Here is a 14604-nt window from a genome sequence, read left to right on the forward strand (position 1 = left end):
GGGCACATCACGGTCGCAGGTGCTGCGAGCGTGCCACTCTTTTATCAGGGACACGGCGATGCCAGCCGCCACAAGCACAATCCCTTTGCACCGGCCAACCTAACGATTCGTCAATGTCGAAGTGCGACGCGTGTGGCAAGACCGAAAACATGCCGTACCGGTGTCACCACTGTGGGGGGACCTACTGTTCGGAACACCGGCTGCCGGAGGCACACGACTGTCCGGGGCTGGAAAACTGGGGTGATCCGGACGGCGTGTTCGACAGCGGATTCGACGACAGCGTCGACGACACCGGCGGGCAGGGACTCCGTGACCGCCTCTCGGTCAACACCGGTCCGGGGAGCTTCTTCGGTTACTTCCGGGGCAACGCCACCTACACCATGCTGGGCCTGATGTGGGTGACGTTCCTGTTTCAGTTCTTCATCTTCCCGTTCGTGCTCGGGATCAGCCCACCGAGCCAGTTCAATCCGAACCCGACGCTGTGGAGCGCCGTCTTCACGCTCCAGCCCCAGCACCCCGAATACGTCTGGACGTGGGTCACGTCGGTGTTCTCTCACGGCGGCTTCAGCCACATCGCGCTGAACAGCATCATCATCTTCTTTTTCGGCCGGATCGTCGAGGACTACATCGGTTCGAAGAAGTTCGCCATCCTCTTTGTCGTCTCGGGGGCGCTGGCTGGGCTGGGTCAGATCGGTCTCTCGCACCTGCTGGTCCTGCTCGACTTCCAGCAGGCACTCGGTCCGGGCGTCCTCGGTGCCAGCGGCGCAGGCCTCGCGATCATGGGCGTGCTGACCGTGCTCAATCCCAGCCTGCGGGTCTATCTGTACTTCCTGCTCCCGGTCCCCATCTGGGTGATCACCGGCTTCTACCTGATCGTCAGTGTCGGCGGCATCCTCGGCGTCGGCGGTCCCTTCACGGGGGGCAACGTCGCCGACATGGCCCACCTCGTCGGTCTCGTCATCGGCCTGTGGTACGGTCGTCAGGTCAAAGGACAGCGCCGAATGCCGAACCAACTGGAGTTCGGCGGCGGTCGCGGCCCCGGCGGTCCCGGCGGTCCGGGTGGCCCCGGTCGCGGTCGATTCTGATGGACCCAGTCCGTCCCGAGTTCGCGCCCGACCCCACACTGTCGCGGACCGAGATGGAGGCACTGCAGCGTGAGATCGCAGCGGCGGCGACCTTCGAGGACGACGTGCCGTTCGACCCAGCACGCGTCCGCCTCGGCGACACCGGCCAGCAGACGCTCGCCAACAGCGGCGACGATACGACCGAGCCACCGCTGGTCGCCGGCGTCGATCAGGCGTTCGTCGACGACGTGGCCGTCTCCGCTATCGTCGTCAGCCGCGGCGACGAGGTGATCGAGCGTGCCCACGCTGCCGTCGAGACGGCGATTCCCTACATCCCGGGCCTGCTCTCGTTCCGCGAAGGCGGGGCGATCCTCGCCGCGTTCGCGGCACTCGACTGTGAGCCGGATCTGCTCGTCGTCGACGGGAGCGGCCGCATCCACTTTCGCGAGGCCGGGCTGGCGACCCATATCGGCGTCATGCTCGACGTGCCGGCGGTCGGCGTCGCCAAGAATCTTCTGTGTGGCGAACCGCGAGAGTCGCTCGATCGAAAGCTCCCGGCGGGGACCCGAATCGGGATCGAGGCCGACGACAGCGTCGAGACGGCGACGCCGGGCACGCTGGTCGGTTACGCCCTCCAGACCCGACAGTACGATTCGCCCAAGCGCCACGTCAACCCCCTCTACGTCAGTCCCGGCCATCGGATGAGCGCCGACACCGCGGCCGACCTCGTCGAGGCGACGACCGACGGCTACAAGCTTCCGGAGCCGACGCGATTGGCCGACAGCTACGCCGACGAGGTCAAAGCGACGGTCCGCAACGAGCGGGCGTGAGCAGACATCGAAGCGACGCTGTCGAACTCGACGAGTCGGGCGTTTGTTTCCCCACAGCATCAAAAACCGACGGATAAATGCGTTCGGAGTCCTACTTCCGACCGATGAGCGAATCGATCGTCGGCGGCCTCCACGATCAGGCAACGCTGGTGGCGAGCGTCGAGGACGGGACCGCACCCGACTGGGTTCGAGACCACTGGGAGACGTTCAGCGCCGGACTCACCGGCGAACGAAACGAGACGCCGTTTCCCTGTTTCTTCGGTGCCGAGTCGGTCCGAAACGGCGATCCGCTGTACACCGCCGTCCCGTCGATGACCGACCGAGACGCGCTCTTCGAACTCGGGGAGACGTTGCTGGAGTACCTCGATTCCTACACGGACCACAGCGAGCGCGAGGTCGGTGGTGCCGACCTCGGTAAACGTGGCGGTACTACCGCCACGCGAGCGTCGCTGGTCGTCTTCTTCAGACCGCCCGAAGGGAATCTGAGCGAAGCCCAGTATCACGAACATCTCTGGAACATCCTGCAAGTCCTCCACGTCCACGACCCCGAACCGTGGCCCGACGATATTCCGACCGACCCCGACGACCCCTACTGGGAGTTCTGTTTCGGCGGCGAGCCGATGTTCCCGACCTGCCGTGCGCCGTTCTACGACGAGCGTATGAGTCGCTACTGCCCGATCGGTCTGGAGATCACCTTCCAGCCACGCGCGCTGTTCGAAGACTTAGACGTGACCGCCGACACCGCCAAGGGTGAGCAGGCCCGCGACATCATTCAGGACCGCCTCGAATCCTACGACGGCGTCTGTCCCCACGCCGACCTGGGCGACTGGGGTGTCGACGGCGACCGTGAGTGGCCCCAGTACATGCTGTCGTCGGACGAGTCACAGGCCCCCGACGAGTGCCCGATCAGCGTCACGCGCGAGCATCCACGGTCGAGCTATCGCATCGGTGAGACGGCGGGAGCCGACTGAGTTATGGCCGACGATGCGACGCCCGCGCCGGTCCTCCTGCTCGTGGACTTCCAGCAGGGCTTTGACGCCGACGGCTGGGGTGCTCGAAACAATCCCGACGCCGAGGGACAGGCCAAGCGCCTCCTCGCGGCGTGGCGCGACCGTGGCCTCCCTATCGCTCACGTCCGCCACGACTCGACCGAATCCGGGTCGCCGCTCCGCGGTGATCGACCCGGCTTCGCGTTCAAAGACGGCTTCGACCCGCACGAGGGAGAAGCCGAGTTCGTCAAACGAGTCAACGGCGCGTTTCTCGGGACTGATCTCGAAGCGTGGCTCGACGAGCACGGCCACGAGTCGCTCGTCGTCTGTGGCCTGACGACGGATCACTGCGTCTCGACGACGGCTCGCATGGCCGAGAACCGCGGCTTCGACGTGACCGTCGTCAGCGATGCGACGGCGACGTTCGAGCGCGACCTCGACGGCGACCACTTCGACGCCGACCTCGTCCACCGGACGGCGCTCGCACAGCTAGCCGGTGAGTTCGCGACCATCGAGTCGACCGACGACGTGCTCGACACGATCTCCCCGGGCGGGACGGATCGCCCGTAATTCCGTGGGACTAATACCGATGACCCGAGAGTCCTCCAGACGTGCCCCTCCAACCACTGTTCGTCGATGACACCGGCGGACTCGATCTCGAACAGGTCGTCACTGAAGCCGTCCCAATCGCATATCTGATCGGGGCGTTCGCGACTGCAGCGCTCGTCCCGTTCCTGCTGAGTCTCCTGCTGGGCCGCGGTGGGATTGCCATCGTGTTCATGATCCTCGCCCAGTTCGTGCTGGCGGTCGGTGCTGCGGTCGTGCTGCTGTACGTCGTCACGCGGGCGCTGCAGCTACACGAGCAGCGTCAGCCGACGACCACAGAATAAAAAAAGAACTGCTTATTCGGCGTCAGGACGCTCCTCAACGCCGTTCTCACACAGCGGACCGGTTCGTCAGTACGCGCTCGACTGCGGTTTGTCCTCGCGGATGAGGAAATAGATGACCAGTCCGATCAGCCCGGTGAGGAACGTAATGACGCCCCAGAGGGTCGCACTGTCCATCCCGCGGTCGTTTGCGTCGTTGTACACCCAGTAGGCGACGTAGATCCACAGCGCCGTCAGGGCCAGCGAGATCAGTACGAATATCAGTACGATGCCACCGGCTGCTCCTTGGAGAGGGACCAATTCGTACATCGTTCGCAACTATTCGGCATCCAATAAAAGATATTCGGAACGAATTGTCCGCGACGGTCTCGCTCGCTACGGATCAAGTCGCTACCGGTCCTGCGAGACTCACTTCGTTCGTCTCGCTGGCTCCCAGGTTTGTCGCCTATGGCGACAAACGCTGGCGATCTCTCGGGAACGCTGGAAGACGTTCCTGCTCGCCTCGCGGTGCTCGGCTGCGCGGGTCTGCGACTTCCAAGCTCCCGATCGACTGCCAGCGACCAGTCCTACGGACTGAGTCGCTGGCGATCTCTCGGGAACAGCACCGCTTCCCGGATGTTGCCGAGGCCGAGCATCGTCATGATGAGGCGTTCGCCACCGAGACCCCAGCCGGCGTGTGGGGGCATGCCGTACTTGAACATCTTGGTGTAGTACTCGAAGGCTTCGGGGTCGAGACCCTGCTGCTCGAAGCCGGCGACGAGGTGGTCGTAGCGGTGCTCACGAGCGCCCCCGGAGACAAGCTCCATCTCGGGGTGCATCATGTCGAAGCCCGTCGAGACCTCGTCGTCCTTGTCCATGATGTAGAACGGCTTGATCTCGCTGGGCCAGTCGGTGATGAAGTAGTGCTCGCCCACGTCCTGCCCGAGCGCGTGCTCGCCCTCGGTCGGCAGGTCGTCGCCCCAGACGAGGGGTTCGTCGAGTTCGCCAGTGGCGTTGATGCGCTCGATGGCCTCCTCGTAGGTGAGGCGCGGGAACTCGCCCGATGGCGCTTCGAACTCGTCGGCCAGGTCCAGCGCTTCGAGCTGGTCCTGACAGTTCTGCTCGACAGCCTCGTAGGCGGCCTTGACGACGGCCTCGCAGGCGTCCATCGCCTCCGTGTGATCGAAGAAGGCCGACTCGAAGTCGATCGAGGTGGCCTCGTTGAGGTGCCGCGGCGTGTTGTGCTCCTCCGCCCGGAAGATCGGGCCGATCTCGAAGACCCGTTCGAGCCCGGAGCCGACCATCAGCTGCTTGAACAGCTGGGGGCTCTGGTTCATGAACGCTTCCTGCCCGAAGTACGTGATCGGGAACAGTTCGGTCCCGCCCTCGGTGCCGGTGGCGACGATCTTGGGCGTGTTGATCTCCGTACAGCCCAGTTCGCGGAACTGCTCGCGCACGGCGCGCAGGACCTCGGCACGGATCTCGAAGATCGCTTTGGTCTCGTCCTTGCGGAGGTCGAGCGTGCGGTTGTCCAGTCGCGTCGAGAGTTCGGCGTCGACCTTGCCGGAGGGGTCGAGCGGCAGTTCGGGATCGGCCTCGCTGATCACGTCGACCGATTCGGGCGTGATCTCGACGCCGGTCGGGGCGCGTGGCTCCTCTTCCACGTCGCCCGAGACCGAAATGACGGACTCGCGGTGGACGTCGAGTCCCGTCTCGACGAGGTCCTCGTCCATCTCGTCTTTCTCGAACTTGACCTGAATCTTTCCGGTCGTGTCTCGGAGGATCAGGAAGGCGATGCCACCGAGGTCGCGTACCTCGTGGACCCAGCCGGCGACGGTGACCGTGTCGCCTGGCTCGGCGTCTGCGGTGTAGGTTCGCTCGTCCATGGGCGACCGTTTGACGGCACGGACTTAAACTCCGTTTATTTGGTCTCGGAGTTGACCGACGACCGGCAGACGGTGAAACACTTATCTGAGCCACCGACATACTCGACGTATGACCTACGATACCGTCGTGTTCGACAACGACGGTGTTCTTGTCGGCCGCACCGCGTTCGACGTCCTCCAGGATGCGACCCAGGAGACGTTCGAGGACTTCGGTGTGACCGACCCGGACCCCGACCACGTCGAGAACATGACCGTCGGGGCGACGCCCGCGCAAGTCGCCTCGATCTGTAACGAGTACGAACTGCCCCGCGACCGCTTCTGGCGCGCCCGCGAAGAGAAGATGGTCGAAGTCCAGAGCGCCGAGGCCCGAGCCGGGCGCAAACGACCGTACGACGACATCGAGACGCTGGCCCATCTGGACGCCGCGAAGGGCATCGTCAGTTCGAATCAGCAGGGCACCGTCGACTTCCTGCTCGATCACTTCTCGGTTCGGGAACACTTCGGGACCGCCTACGGTCGCGAGCCGACCGTCGAGAGCCTGAACCGACGCAAGCCAAACTCCCACTACATCGACCTGGCCCTGTCCGATCTGAACGCCGAATCGGCGCTGTTCGTCGGCGACAACGAATCTGACATCCGCGCCGCCGAGAACGCCGGCATCGACTCGGCGTTCATCCGTCGGCCCCACCGGACGAACTGGGAGCTGAACGTCTGGCCGACGTGGGACATCGACTCGCTGGAAGACCTCCACGACATCGTCAGCGCCTAGTCGCGCCTCGGGTGTCCCCGGCAAGCGATCACTCGAAAGCCCGCGGCGTCAGTAATCCCCGAGCACGCCCAGCCGTCGTGCTCTCCGGGTCGCCAACTCGAAGGCAGCGTACCCGAGGACGAGGTAGCCCGCGGCGACGGCGACGAGCGTACCCAGATCGACGAGTGGGAACTGCCACAGCCGCGTGCCCTCGATCATCGCGCGCTGGAGCATCGAACTTCCCAGTGCCAGCGGGAGCACGCGCGTCCAGCCCAGTTCGAACGCCGGCGCAGAGACCAGGAGAATAAAGCCGAACTGGAGGAGATTGAGCCAGTTCCCGATGCGCTTGTACAGCACGGCGATCCCGCCGGCCGCGAAGCCAAGCCCCAGCACCGAACAGATCGCCAGCGCGGCGACGACGGTGATCGTCACGAGGGGCAACTGGAGTGTGGTGCCGGTGACGGCGAGCATCACGGCGAGGATCAGTGTCGACGTGAGGAAGGTGTTGACGACCTTCGCGACCCCTTTCAGCAGGGCCACCGGCGCGAACCCGAAGGGAGTCATGATGTGGCGTTCCAGGGTCCCCCACTGGACTTCACTGCCGATGTCGTTCGAGATCGAAGAGTACGCCCCGACCGACAGCGTCCAGAGGAAGTAGCCGACGATGATCCCCTCGATGGAGTCGGTCAGGGCCTGTCCGGCGACCATCCGGCCGCCATAGAACAGGAGACCGAAGAAGAAAAGCGAGATGACGATGCCGCCGATGGCGTTGGCAGGATAGCGCACGAAGATGAGATACTCCCGATACAGCACCGCCTTCGCGAGGTGGTAGTACGTCGCCGCTCGGGGGTCGTCACCCGGCGAGCGGTCACCAGCCGTTTCCATACTCATCGGTCATCACCGTCGCCAGAGCTGTTTCCGCCTCCGTTGGTCAGCCCGAGGAACACATCTTCGAGATCGGGGTCCGGCGTCGTCACCGACTCCAGCGTCACGCCCTCGGCCCGGAGCAGGTCCACGAGGCGATAGAACCCCTCGGAGTCGGTGTCGACTTCGATCCGCGTCGTGTCGTCGGTCACGGACGCCGAGACCACGTCGAACCGCTCTGTGATCCGGTGGCGCAATTGTTCGTCGATATCGGGACTCGTGACCCTGTAGCGGCTCGCTTCGGGCTGGCGGAGCAACCGCTCGACGCTGTCGTCTGCGATCACGCGTCCGTCGTTCATGATGATCACGCGGTCACACACGTCCTCGATCACGTCCATGTCGTGACTGGAGAGCACCACCGTCAGGTCTCGCTCTTCGACGATCCGCCTGAGTTCCCGACGCAGTGTGAGCGAACTCTCCACGTCCAGCCCCAGTGTCGGCTCGTCGAGGAAGACGACGCCCGCGTCGGTCGCCAGCACGCTCGCCAGCGATACTTTCTGTTTCATCCCGCGTGAGAGGCTGCGCACCGGCTCGTCGGCCTTGTCGGCCAGATCTAACTGATCGAGCAGGCGCTCGTGTCGGTCCGCGACAGAGTCGGGATCGGTTCCTTTGATGGTCGCGAAGTAGCGGAGGTTCTCTCGAACGGTCAGCCGCCAGTAGTCGTTCCGTGCGCCCTCTAACATCGCGTCGACGTGGCGGTAGGCCCGCCGTGGGTGCTCGTGGATGTCGACGCCCCGAACGCGGACGGTTCCGGCGTCGGGTAGGACCATCCCGAGGATCGACTTGATCGTCGTGGTCTTGCCAGCACCGTTGGGACCGAGCAGCCCGACGACCGACCCGCGGTCGACCGAGAGCGACACGCCGTCGACCGCCGTGACGGTCCCTTCGCCGTTGCCAAAGCGCTTTGCGAGACCGTCGACGACGAGGGCTGGCTCCGCCTCGGCGCCGGACTCGCCCGCCGGCTGCTGTGCTGTGCGGGGCTGGGGCGGCTCCTGCATCGTCATCGTTCGGTTATCGGGTGCCAGCGGGTAAAAGGGTCGGAAGACTGTGGGCCGGGTCGTCCTCCTAGACGTAGATGTGCCCTTCGGCACGCGAGCCGTGCAAGGGCTGCTCGCCGGCCTCGGCCACTCGCCCCGCCGAGACCACGGCGGCAAGACTGTCCAGCGCGTCGTGGTGTTGCTCGTAGACCTCGCGGAACGCCCCGAGGTCGACGCTACAGGTCTCGATGCCGTCGACGTTGGTCACGCGTCGCTCCTGTCGGTCGCCCTTGTATCCCTCGCGATAGAGACCGAGCCAGCCGAAGGTGGCGGCGGGATACACTTCGACGACGCGTGTCGCCGCGTCGGGATCGTCCTGCATCGGCGTAACGGCGATGTCGGGGTGGTCGGCGACGGGTGCGAGCACGTTCGCGATGCCGTAGTAGGTCTGGTACTGGACCATCCGGTCGTACGGACACAGCGCCGCTCGCCGGAGGTCGGTCTCGCGCCGGATCGACGCGGTGCCGTCGCCGGTGTGCTCGCGAGCGGTCGAGCGACACGTCGAGGCGAAGGCGTCGGGGTCGGCCGGCCCGTCGAGGGTGAGCCACTCGACCAGCCCCGCCCACTCGCCATCGCAGTGTTCGTCGAGCAGTACATCGGGGAGACTAAAGGGAAAGTCGAGACCGACCACATCGAACCCGTCCGTGAGACGCTCACAGAGGCCGGCGTGGGCGTCCTCGCGGTGTGGACCCCACTCGTCGGCGGCGCGATAGCAGTCGTCGACGACCAGCCCCGCACCCGTCCGTCGGGCTTCCGTCAGCCAGAGCGAGCGCCCCGCGTCGCTCGCCCCACTGAAATCGACGCCGAGGACACGCGAACCCATGCCACACCCCACACTCCGGTTCGATATGAAAGTTCTCCTTGTGAGTACATGATACGTCCCAGTTGGTCAGCAGTCGACGACGGTCGTCCCACATGCCGCCGTGTCCGAAAGCGGTTTGTCCCGCGCGGTCCAACAGATTCCCATGCCAGCGACCCTCGAAGTCGTCTGTACGGACGACGGTTGTGAACTCGACATGTTCGAGCTACACTACACCTACGACATGCCCGACGACGTGGGCGTCACGGACTTCCAGTGTCCCTACTGTGGTGGTGTCGACTGTCTGGAGGAGGTCGAGCTATAATGCTGGATTTCGCCCGCTCGCTCGGCGACGCCGTCGTCGAGAACATCGGCCGCGCCGCAGGTCGCGTACAGGAACGCACACCGTTGCCCGCGGACTTGCTGGAGAGCGAGGACGCCTATCTCGTCGTCTTCGACGCGCCGGGCGTCACCGCCGGTGACGTGCAGGTCCGCTACGTCGACGACCGCGTCGAGGTCCGTATCGACCGCTTTCGGGACTTCTACGAGGACTTCGAGATGCGCTATCCCGGCCGCGGGCTCTCACTCGACGGGAGCGTCACGCTCCCCGACGACGCCCTCGTCGACGCCGAGGCCGCAGAAGCGACGCTGAAAGACAGCGGGACGCTCCACGTCAGAGTTCCCAAGTCAGAGACCGAAGACGCCGTCGCAGTCGACGTGACCGACGACGAGGCGTAGTTACTCCGTTCTTTGCTCGTCGAGAGTCATCCCCTCGACCACGTCGAACGTTTCGTCGCCGTCGAAGCGGTCGGGATCGTAGGCGTCGATGCCGTCGTCGCCGAGTATCTGCTCGCCGATCCGTTCACCGAGTGCCGGCGAGCGCATCAGGCCGTGGCCGTGCCAGCCACTGGCGACGAAGAGACCGTCGGCGACGCTACCCAGCAGTGGATCCCGATCCGGCGTCGCAGTACAGAGTCCGGCCCACGAGCGGTCGATGGTCCCGTCGACGGTGGTCGCGCGCGCGAGTCGTTCCAACGCGCTTCGCTCGAACGTCTCGTCGGCCTCGGGGTTCCAGTCGCCGGGGTCGGCCTCGCTGACGCCATCGCCGACCAGTAGCCCGCCGTCGCGCGGTCGCCAGTAGACGTGCTGGGTCGCGTCGTAGGCCATCGGCAGCGTCGCCCGCAGTGGCTCGGTGACGAGCGCCTGCGCCCGGTATGCCTGCAGCGGGATCTCGATACCGGCGTCGGCGACGATGGCACGCGTCGCCGGCCCGGCGGCCACGAGGACGGCGTCGTACTCGACAGTTCGGTCGGGTTCGGCGACCGACCTCGGCCCGGCAAGCGAGACGGGAGTCTCGGTTCTGACACCGACGCCCTCCGCGAGGATTTGCTCGGTCAGCACGCGGGCGTAGGCCGTCGGATCGAGGTAGCCCGCCTGAGGGGCGATCGCGGCAGTCCCGATCTCGCCGGTCCGTAGCTGTGGGTAGCGGTCGCCGAGGTCGGCCGGGTCGATCAGCGCGACGTCACGGCCGTGGGCCTGCATCCGCGGGACCTGTGCTTCGATGGCGTCGGCGTTGGCGTCGTCGCCCGCGCGAGCGAACCAAACGTAGGGACACTCGGTGAGGACGCCCAGTTCACGAAATCGTCGGAGCGATTCGGCGGCGACCGCGGCGTCCAGATCCTCGGCAAAGGCGTCGTAGCAGATGCCCGCGGCGCGGCCGGTCGCGCCGCTCGCGATGTCCTCGCGGTCGTAGAGCACCACGTCAGCCCCGCGGTCGGCCATCGTCGCCGCGGCGGTCAGCCCGACGGCTCCGGCACCGACGACGGCGACCCGCATCTATCCCACCGACTCGATGCCACGGGCCGGGTAGCCGACGATTCGGTCGGCCCCTGCGTCTTGCAGTCGTGTGACGCGTTCGGCGACGGCGTCGGTACTCCCCACGAGCGCGTAGTCCCTGACCGCCTGTGTCAGGACCTCGCGCGCTCTCCCACTGGCACTCGCGTCGGTCGCAGCGTCGTCGGGCAGCGCCGACCGGACCGGGCCGCGCCGGGCCGCGTAGTCGCCGACGGCGTCCAGAATCTCGTCTTCGTCGTCGGTCAGGACCGTCGGTGCGTAGACGGCGATTTCGCCGTCGAAGCCGGCCGCCCGGAGCGATCGGAGGCTTCCGGTGGTCCCACGCGAGAGGAGTTCGAACTGCGTGCCGCCCACGGCCAGCGCCAGCCGTTCAATCCCTTCGGTGCCGACCCACGGCGCAGCGGCGGTGTCGGCCGCCGCCCGGAGTCGCGGTGCGATGGCGCGGTCTGCCTCCGCTGGCGTGAGGTAGGCGTCGTGACCCGCGACCAGCACCCGTCCGACGCCGTCGGGTAGGTCAGAAAGTGCGCTGTCGTCGCCCAGTGGATCGAAGCCGTCGGCTCTGACCGGCGTCGTGAGCCGAAGGTCCGTTTGCTCGGCGAGTGTCGCAAGCGTCGAGTGGTCCGGCAGGTGTTCGCGCCCCTCGTAGTCGATGGTCACCGTTTCCACGTCGAGATCGCTGGCCCTCGCCACGTCGACCTCGGCGGGCTTGATCGCCGCCGCATCGATCCCCGCCGCTGCCAGTGAGACTCCTGTGAGCATGATGATGTCCGGGCGGACTCGCCCGTTGGATTAGCCACTGCTAACGAAGCCGTTGGCAAAGCGTTGTCGCTTCTCGTCATACGGATTATTGTGGATCGTTACCGGATCGACCGCGCGACAGCGTGCGGTCGACCGGCAAAACGGCGACAATTATCCGTATCACACCTGATCGCGGACGCTCGGCGGGAGGTCGTCGTCCGGCCCGGCGATACGGTCGGGTTCGGGCGGCATCCGCCAGTCGGTCGCGAGTTCGAGGAACTGGACGAGCATCCGAGCAGTCGCACCCCAGACGGTGTAGCCATCCACGTAGAAGAAGTGCAGGCGGATGTCGCCGTAGTACGGATGGTCTCGGCGTTCGGACTCGTAGTTGTCCAGATCGGTCAGATCGTCGACGGCCAGGACGACGATCTCGGCGACCTCCTGATCGGATGGCTGATACGTTCGGTCGGGAATCCGGGCGACGAAGGGGCGCACCGAGTACTCCGAGACGGTGCGGATGTCGTCGAGGCGACCGACGACGTTCGCGGCCCGCGGGTCGAGACCGATCTCCTCGTTGGCCTCCCTGAGGGCAGTGCGCAGCAGCGAATCGTCCTCGGGTTCCCGACCGCCGCCGGGAAAGCTCATCTGGCCGGGGTGATCCGAGAGGTGATCCGCGCGCTTGGTGAAGAGAACGTGGTGGGCGTCCGCGTCGCCCGAGCGGGTGATGACCGGGACGACGACGGCCGCCTCGCGGCGCTCGCCCGTCACCTCGATCGCGTCGTACGCTGCCACCCGCTCGAAGTCCATACCCGCATATCGCACGGGGACGCTCTTAACTGGTGTGGCACTCGCCCGTACCGGCGTCACTCGGTGATCGCCGCGGCCAACCGATCGCGTGCCCCGGACACGTCGATCGAACCCCACGCTTCGAGATCGTAGCTCACGTCGAGCAGTCGCTGGGCGAAGGCGTCGTTGTCCGACCGGATCGCGACGGCGCTCTCTTCGAGAAAACGGTCTTCGACCGCCGCTGCGAGTCGTTCCCGGTCGACCGAGCGCTCTGGTACGTCCAGAATGTGCGGGAGGTCGGGCGCACCGTCGGGCAGTTCCGGGAACGCGGCTGGGCCGGGAACGAGCAGGCGCTCGTCGTCCGGCTCGACGGACACGAGATGATACGAGGCGACCGCGTCGTCGATTCGCCCCTCGGCGTCGGTGATCTCCGTTCCCTGCTTGAACGCCAGTTCGGAGAGTCCGTCGAGGAGTTCCCCGCGCGTGAGCGCCCCGAACACGTCGACGACGCCGGCGAGTTCGTCGGCCGTCGGTTCCATGTCCACTGTCGGGACCGGCGAGGGCTTCAGCCTAGCGGTCGAGCCGTCAGGCCTGCGCCCGAAAGATGGCAAATCCGTCGGACTCGACCTCGGGCAGGCGTTCGTCCTCGATAGTGAATCCGGCGGCTTTGACGATCTTTCGACTTCGGGCCGGGCCGTAGTAGCTCCACTCCATGGCCGTGTCGGTGTCGAGCCAGTCGTCGTTGCGCCCGTCCCACCCTTCGATCGCACCCATCGAGACGAGGAGTTCGCCGCCGGGTCGGAGGACGCGCTCGAAGGCCGAGAGGACGCGCCCGTGTTCGGTCTTCGGGACGTGGATGATCGCGTTGAGGGAGACGACCGCGTCGAACGTGTCGTCGGCGAACGGGAGCGTCGCGAGGTCTCCCTGTGTGAGGGCGGCCGTCGGGGCACGCTCCCGTGAGAGGCGTATCTGGCTCGTCGAGATGTCCAGTCCGACGGCGTCGTGTGTCTGATCGAGTCGTTCGAGCACCGGCCGGCCACCACCACAGCCTGCGTCGAGGACACGACAGTCGTCGTCGAGGGCGGCGAAGAAATCGCGCGTGATCGAACTCTCGAACCCCGTGTCAGTATCGGCGGTCCGATACTCGTCGTACGCCGCCGCGATCTCGTCGTAGCCCTCGCGGACGACCTCGCGCTGGTCCATACGTTCGGCCATCGCTGGCGTGGAATGAATTTTGTGGTCGTTCGAGAACAATTCACACGGCGTCGTCACTGACCGTGTCGGCCGTGTCGTGATAGTACTCTTTGCGTCCCAGCGTGTGCCGTCGGCCATGCGCGTCGCAGAACTGACGACCGACGAGCAGTGGGACGCGGCCGTGTCGATTCTCCACCAACTGTGGTCCTTCGAAGACGAGGCGTTCGTCCGGGGGTTTCGCGACGAGGACGACTACCGGCCGTTCGGGCTGTACGACGACGTGAACGACGGCGACGGGGTGGACAGAGCGGATGGCAACGACGGCGACGGCGGCGACCGTGAAGACGAAACGTTGGTCGCCGTCGCCGGTGTCTCGATCCAGCGCGTGCTTCACCATCGCCGTCACGTCTGGATTCACGACCTCGTCGTCGACGATGAACTGCGCGGGCAGGGGTACGGTGCCGAACTACTGGACTGGATCGAAGACTGGGGCGAGGACGAGGGATGTGAGTACGTCGCGCTGGCGTGCCCGCGGGACAACGACGATGGGCTTGCCTTCTACGACAGCGAAGGGCTAGAAAAGTGGGGGTACGTCATCGAGACCGAACTGGAGGGTGACGTGAACTGAACGGTATGGCTTACCCTCGACTCGACGGATGCGTCGACAATTGAACGCCCTCGCCCCGCTCGACGGCGTGTGTCCCGGATATCTTCGCTCGTAACACTCGCTCAGATAGGGCCGACACACACGCCGCGAAGCGTGCCTCGCCCGTTCATTCCGCCAGGCCATACCGCAAGGCACCGCAGCCACACGCCTCCCCAGCCGATTCGTTCGCTCGTCGTTGCACTCCTCGCTCTCTCATCCCTCGCACAGTGATCGCCCGCGACG

At 65.8% G+C, this 14604-nt stretch carries 19 protein-coding genes; 9 read left to right on the forward strand and 10 right to left on the reverse strand.

Annotated elements, in window-relative coordinates; translation table 11 throughout:
* The first annotated feature begins 113 nt into the window (after positions 1-113).
* From AC5FRW_RS19400 to AC5FRW_RS19420, 5 genes are all read left to right on the forward strand, one after another.
* Positions 114-1085: a rhomboid family intramembrane serine protease gene (locus tag AC5FRW_RS19400; RefSeq protein ID WP_493570111.1), complete on the forward strand. Its 972-nt coding sequence runs from the start codon at positions 114-116 to the stop codon at positions 1083-1085.
* On the forward strand, positions 1085-1894 hold the full coding sequence (locus AC5FRW_RS19405; protein ID WP_493570112.1) for an endonuclease V: 810 nt from the start codon (positions 1085-1087) through the stop codon (positions 1892-1894). The genes AC5FRW_RS19400 and AC5FRW_RS19405 overlap by 1 nt, the downstream gene beginning before the upstream one ends.
* A 104-nt stretch (positions 1895-1998) precedes the next feature.
* Complete coding sequence (locus tag AC5FRW_RS19410; RefSeq protein WP_493570113.1) at positions 1999-2865, forward strand: YqcI/YcgG family protein; 867 nt, start codon at positions 1999-2001, stop codon at positions 2863-2865.
* A gap of 3 nt (positions 2866-2868) precedes the next feature.
* Entirely contained in the window at positions 2869-3453 is a 585-nt protein-coding gene (locus tag AC5FRW_RS19415) for a cysteine hydrolase family protein (protein WP_493570114.1), read from the forward strand.
* A gap of 41 nt (positions 3454-3494) precedes the next feature.
* The gene (locus tag AC5FRW_RS19420; RefSeq protein ID WP_493570115.1) at positions 3495-3773 is read left to right on the forward strand and encodes a hypothetical protein; all 279 of its coding nucleotides are present in this window, start codon (positions 3495-3497) and stop codon (positions 3771-3773) included.
* Positions 3774-3839: 66 nt separating this feature from the next.
* On the opposite strand, the gene AC5FRW_RS19425 is transcribed toward AC5FRW_RS19420, so the two are convergent.
* Together AC5FRW_RS19425 and aspS are read right to left on the reverse strand one after the other, a co-directional pair.
* Positions 3840-4079 (reverse strand): PLDc N-terminal domain-containing protein, encoded by a 240-nt coding sequence (locus AC5FRW_RS19425; protein WP_493570116.1) that lies wholly within the window; start codon positions 4077-4079, stop codon positions 3840-3842.
* 257 nt (positions 4080-4336) lie between these two features.
* The gene (gene aspS / locus AC5FRW_RS19430) at positions 4337-5635 is read right to left on the reverse strand and encodes an aspartate--tRNA(Asn) ligase (protein ID WP_493570117.1); all 1299 of its coding nucleotides are present in this window, start codon (positions 5633-5635) and stop codon (positions 4337-4339) included.
* Positions 5636-5744: 109 nt separating this feature from the next.
* On the opposite strand from aspS, the gene AC5FRW_RS19435 reads away from it, so the two are divergent.
* Positions 5745-6404, forward strand: coding sequence for an HAD family hydrolase (locus AC5FRW_RS19435; RefSeq protein WP_493570118.1), 660 nt, complete (start codon positions 5745-5747; stop codon positions 6402-6404).
* A 48-nt stretch (positions 6405-6452) separates the two neighbouring features.
* Here AC5FRW_RS19435 and AC5FRW_RS19440 read toward each other — a convergent pair whose 3' ends face one another.
* The 3 genes from AC5FRW_RS19440 to AC5FRW_RS19450 form a co-directional block, all read right to left on the reverse strand.
* The gene (locus AC5FRW_RS19440) at positions 6453-7274 is read right to left on the reverse strand and encodes an ABC transporter permease (RefSeq protein WP_493570119.1); all 822 of its coding nucleotides are present in this window, start codon (positions 7272-7274) and stop codon (positions 6453-6455) included.
* Positions 7271-8311, reverse strand: coding sequence for an ABC transporter ATP-binding protein (locus AC5FRW_RS19445; RefSeq protein WP_493570120.1), 1041 nt, complete (start codon positions 8309-8311; stop codon positions 7271-7273). The genes AC5FRW_RS19440 and AC5FRW_RS19445 overlap by 4 nt, the downstream gene beginning before the upstream one ends.
* A 61-nt stretch (positions 8312-8372) precedes the next feature.
* Positions 8373-9167 (reverse strand): DUF429 domain-containing protein, encoded by a 795-nt coding sequence (locus AC5FRW_RS19450; RefSeq protein WP_493570121.1) that lies wholly within the window; start codon positions 9165-9167, stop codon positions 8373-8375.
* A 142-nt stretch (positions 9168-9309) separates the two neighbouring features.
* Between AC5FRW_RS19450 and AC5FRW_RS19455 the strand changes: the two genes are divergently transcribed.
* Positions 9310-9468 carry a DUF7559 family protein gene (locus AC5FRW_RS19455; protein ID WP_493570122.1) on the forward strand — a complete coding sequence of 53 codons (159 nt, stop codon included), beginning with the start codon at positions 9310-9312 and terminating at the stop codon, positions 9466-9468.
* Positions 9465-9881: an Hsp20/alpha crystallin family protein gene (locus tag AC5FRW_RS19460; RefSeq protein ID WP_493570140.1), complete on the forward strand. Its 417-nt coding sequence runs from the start codon at positions 9465-9467 to the stop codon at positions 9879-9881. The genes AC5FRW_RS19455 and AC5FRW_RS19460 overlap by 4 nt, the downstream gene beginning before the upstream one ends.
* Here the strand turns inward: AC5FRW_RS19460 and AC5FRW_RS19465 are convergent, their stop codons facing one another.
* The 5 genes from AC5FRW_RS19465 to AC5FRW_RS19485 all read right to left on the reverse strand — a co-directional run bounded on the left by AC5FRW_RS19465 (position 9882) and on the right by AC5FRW_RS19485 (position 13724).
* Positions 9882-10979: an NAD(P)/FAD-dependent oxidoreductase gene (locus AC5FRW_RS19465; protein ID WP_493570123.1), complete on the reverse strand. Its 1098-nt coding sequence runs from the start codon at positions 10977-10979 to the stop codon at positions 9882-9884. It lies immediately after the preceding gene.
* Positions 10980-11756 carry a DUF7388 family protein gene (locus tag AC5FRW_RS19470; protein ID WP_493570124.1) on the reverse strand — a complete coding sequence of 259 codons (777 nt, stop codon included), beginning with the start codon at positions 11754-11756 and terminating at the stop codon, positions 10980-10982. It lies immediately after the preceding gene.
* A 159-nt stretch (positions 11757-11915) separates the two neighbouring features.
* Positions 11916-12542 carry an NUDIX hydrolase gene (locus AC5FRW_RS19475; RefSeq protein WP_493570125.1) on the reverse strand — a complete coding sequence of 209 codons (627 nt, stop codon included), beginning with the start codon at positions 12540-12542 and terminating at the stop codon, positions 11916-11918.
* 56 nt (positions 12543-12598) lie between these two features.
* Positions 12599-13060, reverse strand: a complete 462-nt coding sequence (locus AC5FRW_RS19480) for a DUF7109 family protein (RefSeq protein WP_493570126.1) — start codon at positions 13058-13060, stop codon at positions 12599-12601.
* 46 nt (positions 13061-13106) lie between these two features.
* Positions 13107-13724 carry a class I SAM-dependent methyltransferase gene (locus AC5FRW_RS19485; protein WP_493570127.1) on the reverse strand — a complete coding sequence of 206 codons (618 nt, stop codon included), beginning with the start codon at positions 13722-13724 and terminating at the stop codon, positions 13107-13109.
* Positions 13725-13851: 127 nt separating this feature from the next.
* Here AC5FRW_RS19485 and AC5FRW_RS19490 point away from each other — a divergent pair, with 127 nt between their 5' ends.
* The gene (locus AC5FRW_RS19490; RefSeq protein ID WP_493570128.1) at positions 13852-14343 is read left to right on the forward strand and encodes a GNAT family N-acetyltransferase; all 492 of its coding nucleotides are present in this window, start codon (positions 13852-13854) and stop codon (positions 14341-14343) included.
* The last annotated feature ends 261 nt before the right edge of the window (positions 14344-14604 follow it).

The organism is Halomicrobium sp. HArcht3-1, assembly GCF_058933345.1.